The following is an 18108-nucleotide window of genomic DNA, read 5'->3' on the forward strand; positions in this document are numbered from 1 at the left end:
TAGGCGTTTGCGCGCCGCTTTGCATCCTCCTAGGACATCCCGCCATGGATAGCCTCGTAACGACCGAATGGCTGGCCCGGGCCGACAATGTGCTGGTGCTGGACGCGACCTATACCTCGACGATCCCCGGATCGCCGCCGCGCGATCCCCGCGCGGAGTTCGAGGCCGAGCATATCGCCGGCGCGCGCTTCCTCGATCTCGATACGCTGATCGACGAGACCAGCCCGCTGCCCTCGACCGTGCCGACCGTCGCCAAGATCGCCGAGCGGCTACGCGCGCTGGGCGCGGATACCGAGACGCAGATCGTGCTCTACGACAATGGCCCGCACCACACCTCGTGCCGGGCCTGGTGGGTGCTGCGGCTCGCCGGCGTCGATGTCGCGCTGCTCGATGGCGGCATGGCCAAGTGGAAGGCCGAGGGGCGGGTCTGCGAGGAAGGCCTGCCATGGACCGAGCCGGGCGGCTTCGTGGTCCGCCCGCCACGTTCGCGCGTCCGCACGCTCGACGAGATGAAGGCCGAGACCGGGCAGATCGCTGATGCCCGCTCGGCGGCGCGCTTCACCGGCGACGAGGTGGATCCGCGCGCTGAAGTGGCGGCCGGGCATATCCCGGGATCGCGCAACGTCCCCTATCCCAAGTTCTTCAATGCCGACGGCACCTGGAAGGCGCCCGAGCATATCCGCGCGGTGTTCGAGGAGCATGGCATCGACCTGGGCCAGCCGCTGGTGACCACCTGCGGATCGGGGATCACCGCGGCGATCCTGGCGTTCGGCGCGCACCTGCTCGACAACGAGGCCGCACTTTATGACGGCAGCTGGACCGAATGGGGTAGCCGTCCCGAGACGGCCAAGGCATTGGGCCCGGCATGAGCAGCGAAAAGCACGACAAGACCAAGGTCGTTTCCGCCGGGCGGCGCAAGGAATGGACGCAGGGCATCGTCAACCCGCCGGTGTGGCGCGCCTCGACGATCCTCTATGACGATGTCGCGCATCTGCGGGCGAGCGGCGCGCGCGATACGCATCACCGGCTGTTCTACGGCCGGCGCGGGACGCCGACCCAATGGTCGCTGGCGGACGCGCTGACCGAGCTGGAGCCGGGCGCCGAGGCCACCCTGCTCTATCCGTCGGGCGTGGCGGCGATCGTCTCGACGCTGCTCGCGCTGCTGTCGCCGGGCGATCACCTGCTGGTGCCCGACAGCGCCTATGACCCCACCCGCAACTTCGCCAACGGGCTGCTCAGGCGGATCGGGGTGGAGACGACCTATTACGACCCGCTGATCGGCGAGGGCATCGCGGCCCTGTGCCGCGAGAACACCAAGGTGATCCTGCTCGAGAGCCCCGGCAGCCTGACATTCGAGGTGCAGGACGTGCCGGCGATCGTCGCGGTGGCGAAGGATCGCGGAATCGCCACGGTGCTCGACAATACCTGGGCGACGCCGCTGCTGTTCCCGGCGATCCAGCTGGGCGTGGACTATACGATCCTGGCGGCGACCAAATATGTCGTCGGCCATTCCGACGTGATGCTGGGGTCGGTCACCGCGGCGCAGGGCAGGTACCAGGCGCTGCGCGACACGACATACCAGCTGGGCCAGACGGCAAGCCCGGACGATGCCTGGCTCGGCGCGCGCGGCCTCAGGACCATGGCGATCCGGCTCGAGCAGCATGGCCGCGCCGCGCTGCAGATCGCCGAGTGGCTCAAGACCCGGCCCGAAGTGGCGCGGGTGCTCCACCCGGCGCTGCCAGATTGCCCGGGGCACGAGATCTTCCTGCGCGATTTCCGCGGCGCGTCGGGACTGTTCTCCTTCGTGCTGGACGGCGGCGGCGAGAAGGAGCGCGCGGCGCTGATCGACACGCTCGAGCATTTCGGTATCGGCTATAGCTGGGGCGGCTATGAGAGTCTGGCGCTGCCGGTAGACCCGCAGCGCTTCCGCACCGCGACCGAGTGGAAGGCCGAGGGGCCGGTGGTCCGTCTGCAGATCGGGCTCGAGGATCCGGACGACCTGATCGCGGACCTCGACCGCGGCCTCGCCGCATTCCGGGCGGCACGCGGATGATGCAGCGCTTCGGCGACTGGCTGGCGGGGCACAATCTGCCCTCGCCACCCGAGCTCACCGAAGCGGGGGTTGCCGTCGGCCTGGTCGTCGCGGCGCTCGGACTGGGCTGGATCGCCGGGCGCAGGATCGGGCCGCGGATCGCCGAATACTGGTCGCGCGACGCCGATCACGGGCCGTTGTTCAGCGGGCGGATCTGCGAGGTACTGCGCTACGGCGTCGCCACGCTGCTGCTGGGCGTCGTCCTGGCCGGCTGGGCCTGGCACCCGCTCGCCGCACTGGGGCTGGGGCTGGTCACCGGGACGACCGCGGCGATGTTCGCGGTGGCGGTGCTGCGCGGGCTGCACATGCCGCGCTCGGTCGCCTGGACCGCGGCCGCGATCGCCTTTGCCGCGATCTTCAGCCACGCGATCGGCGGGTTCGCCGCGACGCGCGAGACGCTGGAGCGGGTCGGCATCGACATCGGCACGCGGCGGCTGACGCTGCTCTCGCTGCTCAGCATCGGGGTGACCGTGCTGACCCTGTTCGCCGGCGTGCGGCTGTTCAACCGCATCCTCACCCAGTGGATTGCCGGCGCGCGCGGCTTCGACCCAACCCAGAAGCTGCTGTTCCAGAAACTGGCGGCGATCGCGACGGTGGTGATCGCCTTCTTCGTCGGCATCGACCTGCTCGGCATCGACCTGACCGCCTTCGCGGTTTTCTCCGGCGCCTTCGGCCTCGCCATCGGCTTCGGGCTGCAGAAGACGATCGGTAACCTGATCGCCGGGATCATCCTGCTGATGGACCGCTCGATCAAGCCGGGCGACGTGATCGTGGTGGGGGACAGCTTCGGCTGGGTGAACAAGATCGGCGTGCGCGCGGTCAGCGTAGTCACCCGCGACGGCAAGGAGCATCTGATCCCGAACGAGATCCTGATGACCCAGGAAGTGGAGAACTGGTCGTATACTGACCGCAACGTCCGCGTCCGCATCCCGGTGACCGTGTCGTACGACTGCGACCTCAAGCTCGCCCAGGAGCTGATGCTGCGCGCCGCCAAGGAAAGCCCGCGCGCACTCAACGACCCGCCGACCAATGTCCGCCTCTCCGCCTTCGGCGAGAGCGGGGTGGAGCACGAGATCCTCACCTGGATCAGCGATCCCGAGAGCGGCGTTGGCAACGTGAAGAGCGACGTGCTCAACCGGCTCTGGGCGATGTTCAAGGAACACGGCATCGCGCTGGCGCTGCCACAGCGCGAGGTGCGGCTGCTCGGGCGCGACGAGAAGCAACCTTAGGCCATTGCCCTAGATGGGGGGCCGTCCCTATCTTGCCTGCGTGCCCGCCTCGTCCGTGACCGCCCGCATCGCCGATGGAGTCAGCTCGATCCTGCCGGGCGACTGGGACGCGTGTGCGGGCAACCGCAATCCCTTTGTAAGCCATGCCTTCCTGTCGATCCTTGAGCGCTCGGGATCGGTGAGCCCGCGCGCGGGCTGGCAGTCGCTGCCGATCGTGATCGAGGATGGCCAAGGCCGCCCCGCCGCGATCGCGCCCGCCTATGCCAAGAGCCACAGCCAGGGCGAATATGTGTTCGACCATGCCTGGGCCGATGCCTGGGAGCAGGCCGGCGGCCAATATTATCCCAAGCTCCAGATCGCCGTGCCCTTCACCCCGGTGCCCGGACCGCGCCTGCTGCTGCGCGACGGGGCGCTGGCGCCGGGACTGATCGCAGGCATCGAGGCAGTGACCGACCAGAACCGCCTGTCCTCGGCGCACGTGACCTTCCTCGACGACGCGCAGCTGCCGCTGTTCGAGCAGGCAGGCTGGCTGGTGCGCGCCGGCACCCAGTTCCACTGGGCGAACGAGGGCTATGCCAATTTCGATGACTTCCTCGGCGCGCTCGCCAGCCGCAAGCGCAAGGCGATCCGCAAGGAACGCGCTGCCGCGATCTACGGCCTGGAGATCCGCCACCTGAGCGGTGCCGAGATTACCGACGCGCATTGGGACGCGTTCTGGAACTTCTACCAGGACACCGGCAGCCGCAAATGGGGCCGCCCCTATCTGACTCGCAGCTTCTTCACCCTGCTCGGCCGCGAGATGGCCGACAAGGTGCTGCTGATCTTCGCCTGCCGCGACGGCGTGCCGATCGCCGGCGCGCTCAACCTGATCGGCGCCGACACGCTCTATGGCCGCTATTGGGGCTGCACCGAGGAAGTGCCCTTCCTCCATTTCGAGCTCTGCTATTACCAGGCGATCGACGCCGCGATCGAACGCGGATTGCAGCGCGTCGAGGCCGGGGCGCAGGGCGAGCACAAGCTGGCGCGCGGCTATTCGCCGGTCACCACCTGGTCGGCGCATTACCTGCCCGATCCGGGCTTCCGCCGCGCCGTGGCCGACTATCTCGAGCGCGAGCGCGAGGCCGTGGCGCAGGAACAGGAATATCTCGGCGAGATGACGCCGTTCCGGCGGGGTGCTTGAGACAAATCGAGATTCAGTCTGCCGAATAGCTATCTCGCTCCCCGGCGAGCGCCGGGGAATCGCAATGGCTGAATGCCGTATGCCCTAGTGTTTTGCCTTCTTGTGCTTCGCCGCCTTGTGCGTCGGGCTGGGCGACGGCGTAGGCTCAGGCGTCGGCACCGGCGATTCGATCGGTTCGGGCACCGGGCTCGCCTCGGGATCGGGCAGGCGGCTTTCGCCGCCATGGCCTTCGCGCAGGATGATGTCGCGTTCCCAGCGCGGCACCGGCAGCTCGCCGGGCTTGATCACCGGCGCCGGCACCGAATGATCGATCTTGAACAGCGCGCTGGCGCCGTCGCGCCATAGCGGGATCAGGCCCTGCTCGAAGCGCGGATCATAGTTCGGCGTCTCGATCATCCAGACATAGTCGAACGCATCGCGCGGGAAGCGGGCCAGCGCCCAGGCGACCGGACGCCAATATTCGCGCGGGCACTGCACGTCGGTGACGATCTGCGAGGGATCATGGGCGAAGCGCTTGGCCGCTTCGTAGCGCACAGTGAGCAACTGGCCGCCGGCCATCGACCATTGGTCGTTGGTATAGGCGAGCTTGCGCTCCAGCGCGAGCGCGGGGACGTGCTGGAGGCGGGTCTGCTTCCACTCGTAGCGGCAGGTCTCGCCGACAAAGGTGATCAGGCGGGCGCCCTGCGGCAGATGCTCGAGCGCCTTCAGTTCGCGATCATAGGTGCCGCTGTAGAGCAGGAAGCTCCAGGTCGTCGCACCGATGCGGACGCAGAAGAACGCCATGCCGAGTGCCGCGACGGTGGCGGCGCCACGGATCGACAGGCCGGGCTTGGGCCGGATCGCAAGGATGCCGATCGCCAGCAGGAACGGCACCAGGCGCATGTCCGCATAGGCCGAGCCGAACACGACGCGCGGCAGCAGCGCATAGACCAGGGTCAGGAAGATCGCGGACAGCGCGAGGTTGCGCGAATATTGGATGTTCGGATCGCGCACCGCCTTGAACAGCAGCAGGAACAGCACGCCGACCGAGGCGAGGTCGAACAGCTGCCAGCGATCGCGGAAGACCTGGGTGATCCAGAGCATCTTCGCGCGCCAGTTGAACATGTCGAAGGTCTGGCCCGAGACATGATCGCCCGAGCGCCACAGGACCATCATCACGGCGGGCGGGACGAGCACGATGCACTGCAAGCCGGCAAAGAAGCAGGGAAGGATCCAGCCGCCAACGATATCCTTGTACCAGGGCAGCTCCGGATTGCGGCGCAGATCGTGCTGGCGGATCAGCTCGGCCGAGAAGGCGAGCACGCCGAGCAGGCCCCAGCCATAGGTGTGGCAGACCCAGATCAGCACCGAGACCGGCACGAACACCAGCGTGCGGAAGGTGAACTTGCCGAGCCGCGCCAGCCGCAGCCACCAGCCGAAGGCGAGCAGCGCGAACGCCATCGACAGCGCGAAATTGACGAAGCCGAAATGGAAGGGGAAGGCATAGGCGAGCGGCAGCGCGAACAATGCGGTCGCCGGGATCCGGCCATGCACTTCGCGTGCAATCCACAGCATGCCCGCCACGGTCATCGCCGGAATCGCGACGACGATGATCTTCACCGCCAGCTCGAGCCCGAAGACATAATGGAGCGGGATGACCAGCAGGTCGACGCCCAGATTGCCCATCAGGCTCCAGCGGAAGTCGTACCATTCCTGGAGGAAGGGATATTGGTCATAGGTGAACTGGACACGGTAGCGCCCCATGTGACCCGGCAGATCGACCAGCGGAGGGATGGTCGGCCAGATCAGCGGAATAATGGCTATGAAGGTGCAGAGCGCCACGAACCATCGTGTCTGCCACCATTGCAACGCGTCGCCCCTGTCCATCGTGGCTCTTTAGGCCGAGCATGGCCGTGCCTACAAGCCAGTCTTGTCCATGAATCCGATGGGAATCAGCGGTGCACCCGGTAGAGATGGTCGGTGCCGTCGCTCCAGACCTCCGAAAGCTCGGCCAGCACGCGCGGATCATCGATCTGCGGTTCGATCAGCCAGACATAGTCGAACCGGCCGCGCGGCAGCCCGGCGAGCGCGCCGCGCAGGTCGCGCAGTCCCGCTCCCGTTGCGCAGGGCCGGTTGGTGATCATCTCCGACGGATCCACCGCATAGCCCTTCACCCCCGGGGCGATGACATGCATCAGCCCGGTCGAGCCGAGGTCGAACTGGTCATTGGCGAACGCGCCGCGGCGGACCACGACCATGCTCGGCAGGTGGTTCTTGCGGAACAGCGCCCAGGGCGGCTTGCAATTGTTGGTGACGAAGCCGGCGACGCGGCTACCATAAGGGATGTGCTCGACCGCGGCGAGGTGGCGATCCCAGTCGCGCGCCTCGATCGTCATGCTGGTGAAGGTGCCGGCGATGCGGATCAGGCAGAAGACCAGGCCGATCATCGCCATCCGGCGCAGATCGTGCCGGCCCGCCTCGGCGCGCGGCACCACCGCGAGCAGCGCCATCATCACGCCATAGGGTGCCAGCCGGGCATCGGCATAGGCGGTGCCGAACGGCATCACGACAAAGGCGGCGCACAGACCGAGCGTCACCACGCCCAGCTGCGGCGCGAACCGCCATTTGGGCGAGCGGGCGGCGTGGTAGAGCAGCAGGCCGATCGTCGCGACCGAGGCGACGTCGAACCATTCCCAGCGATCGCGCAGCACCATGCCGATCCAGCCGGGCTTGAGCCGGAAGCTCTCCAGCCAGTCGCTGGTGCCGGCGCCGTCGCCGGGGGTCCAGCGCAGCAGCATGACGAAGGGAAGTGCGAGCGGCAGGCAGTTCAGGCCGGCCCACCAGATCGCCGCGATCCAGCCGCGCCCGGCGGCACGCTCGCGCATCAGGTCGGACAGGAAGGCGAAGCAGCCGAGCACCAGCCAGCCGAACAGGTGCGCCCCCCAGATGAGCCAGGCGATCGGCACGAACAACGCGGCACGCAGGCGGAAGCGCTGCTGGCGGCCGAGGCGCAGCCACAAGGCGAAGGCGTTGAGCGCCAGCGCCATGGCCAGCGTGTAGTTCAGGAAGCCGTAGAGAAAGATCATGCTGTAGGCGAGCGGCAGCGCGAACAGCGCCGCGGGCTGCACCCGGCCATGCGCCTCGCGCGAGACCCACAATAGGCCCGCCACGGTGAGCATCGGGATGGCGGCGACGATCAGCTTCACCGCCGGCTCGAGCCCGAGCAAGGGCGCGAGCAGGTACACCAGCACATCGACGCCGAGATAGCCGATCGCGCGCCAGTGGAACTCGAACCATTGGTTGAGCGTCGCGGCGTCGGTGCCGAGCATCACCCGGTAACGGGCCATATGGCCCGGCAGGTCGAGCAGCGGCGGCGGGCTCGGCCAGAGCAGTGGCACGGCAGCAGCCAGGATCGCGGCGAGCGCGAACCAGCGGGTCTGCCACCATTCCAGTTCGGGCCGTTCCATGTCGATCAATGCCGCGTGCCGATCCGGTAGATGCGCGGTGCGTCGCCCTTGTCGAGCGGCACCAGCCATTCGGGGATTACCCCGCGGCCAAGCTGCGCGGCAAGGCTCTCGGGCTGGGCGGATTTCGCCATATGGTCGAGGTCGCCGGGGCAGAAGGCGACATAGTCGACGCCCCATGCACGGGCGATCGCTTCGGACTGGGCAGGCTGGCGCATGAAGAAGTCGTACATGGCACGGTTCCCCTGGTTGTTGCGGTGATAGGGTGCGGCGATCACGCGGTGTGGCGTCGCGGCGAGAGCATAGGCACCGAGATCGAGCGGTGTGAGCAGGCGGCCGGGCGGAAGCGCGGCGAGCCGGGCAAGCGCATCGGGCGCGGTGCAGTTCGGGCCGGGTTCGACTTTCGGCGGGAAGAGCGCGGCGGCGGCGATCGGATAGAGGATGCCGGTGGCAGCGATCCAGGCACCGGCCAGCGCCAGGGCGTTGCGCGCGCGGGCCGCGGTGATCGTCACCGCCAGCGCGGGAGCCGCGAGCAGCGCGCCGGCATAGGCGCCGCGGAGCTGGAGCAGGGTGATCGCAAGGCTGGCCAGCTGGAGCGCGGCGAGCAGCCACCAGCCCGGCGCTCGTGCTTCCCAGGCGATGCGGGCGCTGGCGAGAAGGCCGACCAGCGCAAGGCCGGCATAGGCGATGGCGCTGGCCGGAGGGGCTGCGAACAGGGGCTGCGCCTCGCCGACCTCGGCCAGCCAGAGCCGGGCAAGCAGCGGATCGACCGCGCCATAGGGATGGAGGCATTGGGGGGCGAACGCCAACATCGCGACCAGGACGAACAGGCCGGCAATACCAGTGGCGATCAACCGTGCGCGCAGGCTGCGCGGAGCGGATATGGCAAACAGAGCGAGGCCGAGCGGCGCCAGTGCGGCGCACTGGGCGGCGCGCCATAGCAGGCCGGTGAAGCCGTCACAGGCGAAAACATTCCAGCCGCTGGTGCGGAATACCACCCCCGCCCCGACCAGCGCGAGCGGCAGGACAAGGCCGAAACCAAACAGGCGGCTGCCAGCACCGGGAGCGTCCGTGACCCATAGGATCACCATTGCGGCGCCGGCCACCGCGAGCAGCGGCACCGTCTCCAAACCGACGACCAGTGATGCGGTGATCGCCAGGGCCGCGATCATGCCGGCGCGGAAGCTTCCGGTGCCGAGCAGGGCATGGACCAGCAGCAAGAGCAGCACCATCTGCAGCGCATGGTGATCGATGCGGCCGGGCATGAACAGACTGATCGCCGGATAAGCCAGGGCAGCGAGCAGGATCGCGGTGGCCGACGGCGCGCCGAGGCGCCGGGCGATCGCGCCCGTCAGCACCAGCGCGGCGAAGAACAACAGGGCGGGCGAAACGGTGAGCGCCGCCAGCGTCGCGGCGTGCGCGCCCAGCAGCGGGGTGAGCGCGAGAATCAGCGCGGCGGGCACCAGGTCGGCGAGCCGCGACCAGTGCATCTCCAGCCCGGGCGCGGCGCCTAGGCGATGCTGGGCGAGATCGGCGAATGCCTGGCCGCCGAGCCAGTCGCGAACTTGTTGGAGCCGGACCATGTCGTCGGTATCGGGCAGGCGCAGCGCGGCGAGATCCTGCCAGTCGCGCAGCGCCCAGGCCACACCCAGCACCATAGTCAGCAGCAGCGCGACGCACAGGTCGCGCCACACTGCTCGGTGCGGGCTCGTTTCCATGCCCGCACGCTAGGCCGTTTTGGTTAATCGCGCGTTAGAAGCCGCTTCCGGGCCTCACGCGATCCGCACCTTGCCGATCCGGTTGATGCCCAGCTCGCTGAACCAGATGTCGCCGTCCGGCCCCTGGACGATACGGTGCATCACCGTGCCGCGCGACGGCGCGCGATAATAGCGGATATCGACCCCGCTCAGGTCGCCCCTCTCGGCATGGAGGATGTCGGCTGAGAGGCGGACGATATAGTCGTCGGCCACCGGCCCGGTCGGCGGCTGGCTGACATATTGCTGGACCCAGAGATTGCCCTGATCGTCAAAGGCCAGCCCCGCCAGGATGGCGTTCGCCGCAGTGAGCGGCACCGGGAATTCGGTGATCGATCCGTCCGCCTCGACCCGGCCGACCTTGCCGCCGGCTTCCTCGCTGAACCACATGCGGCCATCCGGCCCCGGAACGATCGCGATCGGGCGGCTGTTGGCGGTGGGAATGGCGATCTCGACCGGCGCACCGCCCTCCGCCGGGATGCGCGCTACCCTGCTGCTGGTCAGCTCGGTGCACCACATCGCGCCGTCCGGCGCCGCGGCGAGATAGATCGGCACCGCACCGAGAGTCGGCAGCGCATAATGGCGCACTTCGAAGCTGTGCGGATCGACGCGGCCCACCGTGTTGGTGAGCTTGCCGGTAAACCAAAGCGCACCGTCCAACCCGATGCCGAGCCCGTGCGGACGCGTGTTGATCGGCGGATCGATGCCGGGGCCGTGGAGGCGGACATCGAGGAGCTGGACGATGCTGCCGTCCGGATCGATCCGGGCGAGCTGGCCATGCCCTTCGAACGTCACCCAGAGCTGCCCGTGGAGATCGAACTTGATGCCGTGCGGCAGGCTGCCCTTCGGCATGGCGAAATAGGTTGCCTGCCCGTCGAGCGTCACCCGGGCGATGTGGTCGTAATTCTGGCCCGAGACCCAGAACACCTCGCCACCATGCCGCTGGTCATAGACCAGCTCATGCGTCGAACCGCCGCCCTCGACGCAGCAATGGGTGGAATCGGCGGCGGCGCAGCCGCTGGTCGGCGCGGCCCCGGGCCAGGCCAGCGGATATTCGATCACCTGTCGGGCGACGCACGGCGTCGTATCGATCGCCGCACCGTGATCCATGTGATCCATGCCGTGATGCATCGACATGTCGTGCATAGCCGTTCCCCCTGAAAGTCGCGGAGGAAGCTATGCCTGGCCCGATGATCGCACAATGCGCGGCCATCGGGAGAAGCATCGGTTTCGGCAATATCGCGGCCGTCAGCGCGACACGATCCAACGGCCATCGCGGAAGCGATACAGATTCGGCGAGATGCAGCGCTGCTGGCTGGCGCAATCCTCGCGCACCGTCTGCTTGAACTGCTCTAGCCGGGGTCCGTCGGGCATGCGGGCGACGAAGACCATGTCGTCCGCGACGACGGTGACGAACAACTCGGGTCCGGCGACATCGGCGATGGCACGCCAGGCCTTGGTGTCGGCAAGCAACGTGGCGAGATAGGGCTGCTCCGCGAAGAGGACCGGGTTCTGCGCCATGGCGGAAGGGCTGGGCAGCGCGGGAAGCCCAGCTCGGGTCTGCTGCCAGGCGCGCGCCCAGGCCTGACCGCGGGTGAGCTTGAGCGTGCCGAGCGCCTCTGGCGGCACCGTCGATACGCTGTCCGGGGCGTTGGACACCAGCACCGCGAACAGATCCTCGCCGATCGGCTCCGCGACGATCGCCGGGACGTGCCGCACATATTGCGCGTCGCGCACAGCGATCCGCAACGATTCCGGAGTCGGCGCCGGCGGCATCGGGTTCCGCAGAACCTTGTCGAGGAATTCGGTCCGCACCGCCGTGCAATCCGCGGCCGGAGCGTGGCGGCAATAGCCATAGACGCGGTGGAAGTTCAGCGTGCTTTCGGTCCGGCCGCCACCCTTGAGCGATACCGACAGCGGATCATCGCGCTGCACGACGGTGACGCCGGGTACCCGCTGCTGAATCTGCCGGATCATCTCGGCAACGAAGCGCTGCTCGTTGCTGACCTGAGCGCTGCATCCCGTGCCGGAGAGCAGGGCGCCGCACGCCCCCAAAACCGCCGTCCGCCGCCTGATCGCCATCTCGCTTCCCCTCGAATCGATGAGAACAAAGCGATAACAGAGTGCCGCCGGAACGGACGGGAACCATGTCCGAACCGGACATAGTTACGGCGGGCGCACCAAGGCGCCCGCCGCATATTGGGATCAGCCCTCGCGGCGACCCAGCAGGCGCAGGCGGAGCGCGTTGAGCTTGATGAAGCCCGCCGCGTCGCGCTGGTCGTACGCGCCCTGGTCGTCCTCGAAGGTCACGACCTTCTCCGAGTACAGGCTGTACGGCGACTTGCGGCCGGTGACGTTCACGCTGCCCTTGTAGAGCTTGAGGCGGACGGTGCCGGTGACCTTTTCCTGGCTATAGTCGATCGCGGCCTGGAGCATCTCGCGCTCCGGCGCGAACCAGAAGCCGTTATAGATCAGCTCGGCATAGCGCGGTGCCAGCTCGTCCTTGAGGTGCGCGGCGCCGCGATCGAGGGTGATCTGCTCGATGCCACGGTGCGCGAGGTGATAGATGGTGCCGCCCGGCGTCTCGTACATGCCGCGCGACTTCATGCCGACGAAGCGGTTCTCGACCAGGTCGAGACGGCCGATGCCGTGCTTGCGGCCGAGCTCGTTGAGCGCGGTGAGCAGGGTGGCCGGGCTCATCGCCACGCCGTTCAACGCCACGCCGTCGCCACGCTCGAAATCGATCGTGATAACTTCCGGCTCGTTCGGCGCGTCTTCCGGGTTCACCGTGCGCGAATAGACATAGTCGGGCACTTCCTCCCACGGATCCTCGAGCACCTTGCCCTCGGACGAGGTGTGGAGAAGGTTCGCGTCGGTCGAGAAGGGCGATTCGCCGCGCTTGTCCTTGGCGACCGGGATCTGGTGCTTCTCGGCGAACTCGATCAGCTTGGTGCGGCTGGTCAGGTCCCACTCGCGCCAGGGCGCGATCACCTTGATGTCCGGATTGAGCGCGTAATAGCCGAGCTCGAAGCGGACCTGGTCATTGCCCTTGCCGGTGGCGCCGTGGCTGACCGCGTCGGCGTTCACCAGCTTGGCGATCTCGATCTGGCGCTTGGCGATCAGCGGGCGCGCGATCGAGGTGCCGAGGAGATACAGGCCCTCATAGAGCGCGTTGGCGCGCATCATCGGGAAGACGAAGTCCTTGACGAACTCCTCGCGCAGATCGTCAATGAAGATGTGCTCGGGCTTCACGCCGGCCATCTCGGCCTTTTTGCGCGCCGGCTCGAGCTCCTCGCCCTGGCCAAGGTCGGCCGTGAAGGTCACGACCTCGCACTGATATTCCTGCTGGAGCCATTTCAGGATCACGCTCGTGTCCAGGCCGCCCGAATAGGCGAGCACGACGCGGTTGATCTTGTCTGACATGGGCGACTCCGAAGGATGTGCGGGAAAACCGGGGCGCTCTAGGGTCCATGCGCCGCTTCCGCAAGTTTTGTGGCTGGGGCATGCTCGACGGATACGACTCGGGAGGGGAAGACGCGCCCATGGCTGTATTGCTGCCGCTGCTATTCCTGGCTGCGACGCCCTGCCCTGGCGGCGAGCGGATCATGACCTGGCAGGGCATGACGATGCGCCGCCGCGAAGCCCCCGAGGGGATGGACGGCGTCACGATTTCCTTTTGCCGCGCCGGGCGCCTCGTCCGCCGGTTCGATCAACCGGACGCCCTGCGCTGGGATGGGTTCAAGGTGCTTGACCTGGATGGCGACAGACAACCGGAGCTGGCCAGCAGCTATTGGACAGGCGGCGCGCATTGCTGCTTCACGCAGGTCGTTTTCCGCACCAACGGCAAGGGCGGTGTGATCGCGACCCGGCTGGCGCAGGAGGACTATGGGGAATCGAGCTGGCGCCGCCTTCCCGGATATCCGCGCTCGGTGATGCTGCTCTACGACTTCAGCTCGGCCTATGTCTTTGGCGGCTTCGCGGAGACCGTGACGATGCCCTATTTGGTCGAGATCGGACCGCAGGGCTTCCGCCTTGCCGCGCAATTGATGCAGGCGCGCGAGCCTGGCTGGGGACCGGCGGCATTGCGGCACGGCCCTGCGGCCTGGGCCAGTTTCCTGCGCCGCAATGATGGCAACGATACCCGGCTGGCCAGCGTCCAGGCGCCCGAGAAGCGGCTGGAAGCGCTACACCGGCTCATGAAGGATGATCCGGGCAAAGGGGTGCTGCTCCGCGCCGCCGAGGAGCATATCAAGCTCTACTGCTATTATAATGCCCGGTGCGACGTGCCGAGCCTGATCCGCGCGATCGAAGGGCCACGACCCGGCATGCTGGGTGGCTTCCCGGAGCTGGTGAAAACGATGCGGGAATCGAACATCAGCAAGCTGCGCCGTGCGCCGGCAGGCTGGCGATAGGAGACGGGCAATGGCCGAGATCAAGACCAGGGCGACGGAAGTGAAGGTGGCGGATTTCATCGCCGCGGTGCCCGATCCCGTGCGCCGCGCCGATGCGGAGACCGTCTGCGAGATGCTGCGGTGGCTGACCGGCGAGGAACCCAGAATGTGGGGGCCGACGATCATCGGCTTCGGCAGCTACCGCTACACCTATGACAGCGGCCATTCGGGCGAGATGTGCCGGATCGGCTTCTCGCCGCGCAAGGCGGAGACAGTGCTCTATGTGCTGACCGGCCAGCCCGAGCAGGAACCGTTGCTCGCCAGGCTGGGCAAGCACCGGACCGGCAAGAGCTGCCTCTATGTCCGCAAGCTCGCCGATGTGGACCTGGCGGTGCTGGAGGAGATCACCCGCACCGCCATTGCCCATATGGACGTGACCTACCCCGCCTGACCGGCCTGACGGAGGGTCACCTTGTGCGGCTCGTGCAGCGCGCGCTCGCCCTCGAACATGTAATCGCGGGTGAGCGGCAACGCGTCGCGCGAGCGCGAGAATTGCAGCTGGTAGTTGACCAGGCCGCCATATTGGAAGCTGACATGGCAGCCGGCCAGGTAGAAGCACCACATCCGGTAGAAGCGCTCGTCGTACAGGCCGACGATCGCATCACGCGAGGCGACGGCGCGCTCGTACCAGTGCCGTAGCGTCTCGGCATAATGAAGGCGCAGCACCTCCACATCGGTCATGAAGTAGCGCAGCCCCTCATAGCCCTTGGCGATCTCGGACAGCGCCGGGATATAGCCGCCGGGGAAGATGTATTTGAGCGTGAACGCATCGGTGACGCCGGGGCCGCCGGCGCGGCCGATCGTGTGGAGCAGCATCACGCCTTCCGGCGTCAGCAGCTCGCGCACCTTGCGGAAGAAGGTGCGGTAATGCGGCGTACCGACATGCTCGAACATGCCGACCGAAACGATCCGGTCGAACTGGCCGCTGAGGTTGCGATAGTCGATCAGCTCGAACTTCACCTTGTCCGCCACGCCCGCATCGAGCGCGCGCTGGCGAGCGACCTTGAGCTGTTCCTCGGACAAAGTGACGCCCAGCACCTCGGCGCCGGTCTTCTGGTGGATGTAGAGCGCCATGCCGCCCCAGCCGCAGCCGATGTCGAGCACCTTCATGCCCGGCCCGATCGCCAGCTTGGCAACGATGTGCGCCTTCTTGTCGAGCTGGGCCTGCTCGAGGCTGATGCCCGGCCCACTGAAATAGGCGCAGCTATATTGGCGATCGGTATCGAGAAAGAGATCGTAGAGCTTGCCCGACAGGTCGTAATGATGCGCGACGTTCTTCTTAGAACGGTGCTGCATGTTGATCCGCCCGATGCGGAACATCAGCTTGTCCAGCACCGCCTTGAAGGCGCTGGGCGACAGGGCCGAGCTATTGTCCTCCCAGAGATTGTTCGCGGCGAACAGCACCACCATGTCGAAGATGTCGCCATGTTCGATGACCATGTCGCCGTCCATGAACGACTCGGCGGCACCGAGCGAAGGATCGCGCAGGATGCGACGCACCGCGCGCGCTCCGAAACGGACCGTTACCGGCTTGAGTGTGGCGTCCGGTTCACCGAAAACCCGTTGCGTGCCATCCGCGTGGATGACGGTCAGTTGTCCGCGCTTGATTGCGCGTGCGAAAAAACGATCAATCAACGCCATTTAGCCGTCACCACCATCCAGGGTTAACAGCCCCCCATAAGCACCTTAGGGATGTACGGGATTTCCGCAATATTTCCGCACCTGCGAAGAATCCGACACAATCAGATGCCGGCGTACCATTCATAGCCGGCGATATCCTCCCAGAAGCCGCCCTTGCCCCGGCCGATTCCGGCCAGGCTGGCCACCGCTTCGATGCGCATGACGTATTTTGCGTGCTTGTAGCCGAGCTGGCGCTCGACCCGCAGCCGCAGCGGCGCGCCATGCCCCACGCCCAGCGCCTGGTCGTTCATCGACCAGGCGAGGATGGTCTGGGGATGGAAGGCATCGATCAGGTCGATCGATTCGTAATAGGGGATATGGCGCTGGCCGAAGACATCGGCGCAGTGGAAGACGATGTAGCGGACGCCGTCCCTGAGGCCGGCGAGGCGGAGCACCTCCTCCAGCCGCGGCCCCTGCCATTTGCCGATCGCGCTCCAGCCCTCGACACAATCGTGGCGGGTGATCTGGGCGCGCTGGGGCAGCGAGCGGAGCTGGGCGAGGCTGAGCGACAGCGGTTGCCGGACCATCCCGCCCACCTGCAGCCGCCAGTCGGCGAAGCGATTGGCGGCGAGGGCGTTGTACTCGGGCGTGTTCGGATTGTTGGTGCCGTTGGTGCGGAAGCGTGGGCTGCGCTGCTCGGGACGGAACTCGGCGGCGAGCGCGCCGCGGCCGACCACCGCGCGCTGGAGATAGCGATGCGCTTCGTCGGCATCGAGCAGCACCGGGCTGCCCGTCCAGGCATCGCAGCCGGCGAGCAGGGTCGCACCGCCGGAGACGATCAGGCCTCGCCGGGTGATCATGCCGCTTCCTCCAGGTCCTCGGGCGTCTTCCACCAGCCGGTGATCATCGAGCGAACCTCGTTGACGGGACCGGCGAGGATCACCAGCGTCAAATGCACCACCGTGAACAGGCTGAGCAGCGCCATCGCGATGAAATGGAGCGAGCGCGCCGATTGCCGGCCGCCGAACATGTCGGCCAGCCAGGGCCACATGCCGGGTGCGAGCGCGAGGCCGGTGAAGATCAACAGGGGCAGCAGGATGAAGAGCACCCCGGCATAACTGGCCTTCTGGAAGATGTTGTACGCCTTCGGATCGGCGGGATCGTGGAAGCGCAGCTGCCAGTGTGCCTCGAGATCCTGCGCGAGATGCGCCGGCGCCAGCTCGGCCCTGCGGATGCGCAGGTCTCGCTGGATGTGGCGGTTGAGCAGGCTCCAGGACAGATAGACCAGCAGCGAGAAGGCAAGCACCAGCGCGAAGGCCAGGTGCCAGTGCCGCGCGCCGGCCAGGTCATAGCTGGAAGGCAGGGTCAGCCAGCCGGGCCATTGCGGCAGCTTGAGCCAGGCATGGTCGAAGTTCGCGCCGTAATTGCCCCAGTAGAGCCGGGGATGGGCGTTGAAGATCATCAGCCCGCTGGGGATCATCACCAGCACGGCAAGCGCGTTGAGCCAGTGCCAGAGGCGCGTGATCAGCCGGTGGCGATAGACCTGCATGGTCCCTCCCTAGCGCATCATCCGTAAGCGCGCATGAAGAAGACAATGGTGGTGCCCGCGGTCACCAGCAAGGTCCATATCCGCACCAGCCGGTGCGAGAGCTTCTTGCCGACCCAGGCGCCGAGCCAGCCGCCCAGGATCCCGCCGAGCAGCATCGGCAGGCAGGCGGTCCAGCGCACCATGCCCATGCCGATGAAGATGAAGGCCGCCGCGAAATTGGCGACGGCGAGCATCAGCGTGCGGATCGAGAAGAGCGAGCGCGGGTCAGCCGCTGCCAGCAGGCCGTAGACCGCAGTGGTGATCAGCCCCACCCCGCCGCCGAAATAGCCGCCATAGACGCCCAGCAGGCTCTGCGCGGTCACCAGGGTGCGCGGGCCGATGGTGACGCGGGCGTGCAGCCAGTCAGAGGCGCGCTTGCCGAAGAGCATCACCACCAGCGCGAACAGCAGCAGCCAGGGGATGATGAGGTCGAAGGCGCGGGTGGGCGTGAGCACCAGCAGCGTGCTCCCGACCAGCCCGCCGGCAAAGGTGATCCCGGCCAGCACGCGCACCGGCATGCCGCCGACCGGGGCCAGCTCGTCGCGATAGGCCCAGGCGCTCGCGCCTGCACCGGGAAGCAGCGCGACATTCGAAGTGGCGTTGGCGATGTTCGAGGGCAGGCCGAGCGCGATCAGCGCGGGCAGGGTCGCGAAGGTACCGCCCCCCGCCAGCGCGTTCATCGCGCCACCCAGCGTGCCGGCCACGGCGGCGAGGATCAGGTCGGAAAGGTCCAGCACAGGGCCCCCTTCCC

The 18108-nt window shown here is 67.3% G+C and carries 16 protein-coding genes; 6 read left to right on the forward strand and 10 right to left on the reverse strand.

Going from position 1 to position 18108, the window contains the following annotated elements:
• The first annotated feature begins 44 nt into the window (after positions 1-44).
• The 4 genes from AC1RJ5_RS11980 to AC1RJ5_RS11995 are packed head-to-tail and all read left to right on the forward strand — an operon-like array spanning position 45 to position 4501.
• Positions 45-869, forward strand: a complete 825-nt coding sequence (locus AC1RJ5_RS11980) for a sulfurtransferase (protein WP_493113464.1) — start codon at positions 45-47, stop codon at positions 867-869.
• A complete protein-coding gene (metC, locus tag AC1RJ5_RS11985; RefSeq protein ID WP_269573693.1) occupies positions 866-2053 on the forward strand; it encodes a cystathionine beta-lyase in 1188 nt (395 codons plus the stop codon). The genes AC1RJ5_RS11980 and metC overlap by 4 nt, the downstream gene beginning before the upstream one ends.
• A complete protein-coding gene (locus tag AC1RJ5_RS11990) occupies positions 2050-3321 on the forward strand; it encodes a mechanosensitive ion channel family protein (protein WP_493113466.1) in 1272 nt (423 codons plus the stop codon). Before metC ends, AC1RJ5_RS11990 begins: the two co-directional genes overlap by 4 nt.
• 13 nt (positions 3322-3334) lie before the next feature.
• The gene (locus AC1RJ5_RS11995; RefSeq protein WP_493113468.1) at positions 3335-4501 is read left to right on the forward strand and encodes a GNAT family N-acetyltransferase; all 1167 of its coding nucleotides are present in this window, start codon (positions 3335-3337) and stop codon (positions 4499-4501) included.
• Between the two features lie 84 nt (positions 4502-4585).
• Here AC1RJ5_RS11995 and AC1RJ5_RS12000 read toward each other — a convergent pair whose 3' ends face one another.
• The 6 genes from AC1RJ5_RS12000 to AC1RJ5_RS12025 all read right to left on the reverse strand — a co-directional run bounded on the left by AC1RJ5_RS12000 (position 4586) and on the right by AC1RJ5_RS12025 (position 13121).
• Complete coding sequence (locus tag AC1RJ5_RS12000; RefSeq protein WP_269573690.1) at positions 4586-6367, reverse strand: hypothetical protein; 1782 nt, start codon at positions 6365-6367, stop codon at positions 4586-4588.
• Between the two features lie 65 nt (positions 6368-6432).
• Positions 6433-7947, reverse strand: coding sequence for a hypothetical protein (locus AC1RJ5_RS12005; protein ID WP_493113470.1), 1515 nt, complete (start codon positions 7945-7947; stop codon positions 6433-6435).
• 5 nt (positions 7948-7952) lie between these two features.
• On the reverse strand, positions 7953-9662 hold the full coding sequence (locus AC1RJ5_RS12010) for a hypothetical protein (protein WP_493113472.1): 1710 nt from the start codon (positions 9660-9662) through the stop codon (positions 7953-7955).
• A 54-nt stretch (positions 9663-9716) separates the two neighbouring features.
• Positions 9717-10844, reverse strand: a complete 1128-nt coding sequence (locus tag AC1RJ5_RS12015) for a Vgb family protein (protein ID WP_493113474.1) — start codon at positions 10842-10844, stop codon at positions 9717-9719.
• 102 nt (positions 10845-10946) lie between these two features.
• Positions 10947-11780, reverse strand: a complete 834-nt coding sequence (locus tag AC1RJ5_RS12020) for a hypothetical protein (protein WP_342248915.1) — start codon at positions 11778-11780, stop codon at positions 10947-10949.
• Positions 11781-11903: 123 nt separating this feature from the next.
• Positions 11904-13121 (reverse strand): argininosuccinate synthase, encoded by a 1218-nt coding sequence (locus AC1RJ5_RS12025; protein ID WP_184162124.1) that lies wholly within the window; start codon positions 13119-13121, stop codon positions 11904-11906.
• A gap of 119 nt (positions 13122-13240) precedes the next feature.
• Here AC1RJ5_RS12025 and AC1RJ5_RS12030 point away from each other — a divergent pair, with 119 nt between their 5' ends.
• The gene (locus AC1RJ5_RS12030; RefSeq protein ID WP_493113476.1) at positions 13241-14110 is read left to right on the forward strand and encodes a hypothetical protein; all 870 of its coding nucleotides are present in this window, start codon (positions 13241-13243) and stop codon (positions 14108-14110) included.
• A 10-nt stretch (positions 14111-14120) separates the two neighbouring features.
• Entirely contained in the window at positions 14121-14540 is a 420-nt protein-coding gene (locus tag AC1RJ5_RS12035; RefSeq protein WP_269573684.1) for a DUF1801 domain-containing protein, read from the forward strand.
• Here AC1RJ5_RS12035 and AC1RJ5_RS12040 read toward each other — a convergent pair.
• The 4 genes from AC1RJ5_RS12040 to AC1RJ5_RS12055 form a co-directional block, all read right to left on the reverse strand.
• The gene (locus tag AC1RJ5_RS12040; RefSeq protein ID WP_493113478.1) at positions 14528-15790 is read right to left on the reverse strand and encodes a class I SAM-dependent methyltransferase; all 1263 of its coding nucleotides are present in this window, start codon (positions 15788-15790) and stop codon (positions 14528-14530) included. The two genes, AC1RJ5_RS12035 and AC1RJ5_RS12040, sit on opposite strands and share 13 nt — an antisense overlap.
• Positions 15791-15891: 101 nt before the next feature.
• Positions 15892-16629, reverse strand: coding sequence for a molybdopterin-dependent oxidoreductase (locus AC1RJ5_RS12045; protein ID WP_342248919.1), 738 nt, complete (start codon positions 16627-16629; stop codon positions 15892-15894).
• Complete coding sequence (locus AC1RJ5_RS12050; protein WP_269573681.1) at positions 16626-17318, reverse strand: cytochrome b/b6 domain-containing protein; 693 nt, start codon at positions 17316-17318, stop codon at positions 16626-16628. The genes AC1RJ5_RS12045 and AC1RJ5_RS12050 overlap by 4 nt, the downstream gene beginning before the upstream one ends.
• A gap of 17 nt (positions 17319-17335) precedes the next feature.
• Positions 17336-18094 carry a sulfite exporter TauE/SafE family protein gene (locus AC1RJ5_RS12055; RefSeq protein ID WP_342248920.1) on the reverse strand — a complete coding sequence of 253 codons (759 nt, stop codon included), beginning with the start codon at positions 18092-18094 and terminating at the stop codon, positions 17336-17338.
• Between the last annotated feature and the right edge of the window lie 14 nt (positions 18095-18108).

The organism is Sphingomonas sp. GW822-FHT03G08, from assembly GCF_058801135.1.

Bases quoted from the DNA above. Each gene is read 5' to 3' on its own strand.
- AC1RJ5_RS12030 (WP_493113476.1), top strand. From the start codon at position 13,241: ATGGCTGTATTGCTGCCGCTGCTATTCCTGGCTGCGACGCCCTGCCCT.
- AC1RJ5_RS11990 (WP_493113466.1), top strand. From the start codon at position 2,050: ATGATGCAGCGCTTCGGCGACTGGCTGGCGGGGCACAATCTGCCCTCG.
- AC1RJ5_RS12045 (WP_342248919.1), bottom strand. From the start codon at position 16,629: ATGATCACCCGGCGAGGCCTGATCGTCTCCGGCGGTGCGACCCTGCTC.
- AC1RJ5_RS12005 (WP_493113470.1), bottom strand. From the start codon at position 7,947: ATGGAACGGCCCGAACTGGAATGGTGGCAGACCCGCTGGTTCGCGCTC.
- AC1RJ5_RS12040 (WP_493113478.1), bottom strand. From the start codon at position 15,790: ATGGCGTTGATTGATCGTTTTTTCGCACGCGCAATCAAGCGCGGACAA.
- AC1RJ5_RS12010 (WP_493113472.1), bottom strand. From the start codon at position 9,662: ATGGAAACGAGCCCGCACCGAGCAGTGTGGCGCGACCTGTGCGTCGCG.
- AC1RJ5_RS11980 (WP_493113464.1), top strand. From the start codon at position 45: ATGGATAGCCTCGTAACGACCGAATGGCTGGCCCGGGCCGACAATGTG.
- AC1RJ5_RS12050 (WP_269573681.1), bottom strand. From the start codon at position 17,318: ATGCAGGTCTATCGCCACCGGCTGATCACGCGCCTCTGGCACTGGCTC.
- AC1RJ5_RS12035 (WP_269573684.1), top strand. From the start codon at position 14,121: ATGGCCGAGATCAAGACCAGGGCGACGGAAGTGAAGGTGGCGGATTTC.
- metC (WP_269573693.1), top strand. From the start codon at position 866: ATGAGCAGCGAAAAGCACGACAAGACCAAGGTCGTTTCCGCCGGGCGG.
- AC1RJ5_RS12020 (WP_342248915.1), bottom strand. From the start codon at position 11,780: ATGGCGATCAGGCGGCGGACGGCGGTTTTGGGGGCGTGCGGCGCCCTG.
- AC1RJ5_RS12025 (WP_184162124.1), bottom strand. From the start codon at position 13,121: ATGTCAGACAAGATCAACCGCGTCGTGCTCGCCTATTCGGGCGGCCTG.
- AC1RJ5_RS12000 (WP_269573690.1), bottom strand. From the start codon at position 6,367: ATGGACAGGGGCGACGCGTTGCAATGGTGGCAGACACGATGGTTCGTG.
- AC1RJ5_RS11995 (WP_493113468.1), top strand. From the start codon at position 3,335: ATGGGGGGCCGTCCCTATCTTGCCTGCGTGCCCGCCTCGTCCGTGACC.
- AC1RJ5_RS12015 (WP_493113474.1), bottom strand. From the start codon at position 10,844: ATGCACGACATGTCGATGCATCACGGCATGGATCACATGGATCACGGT.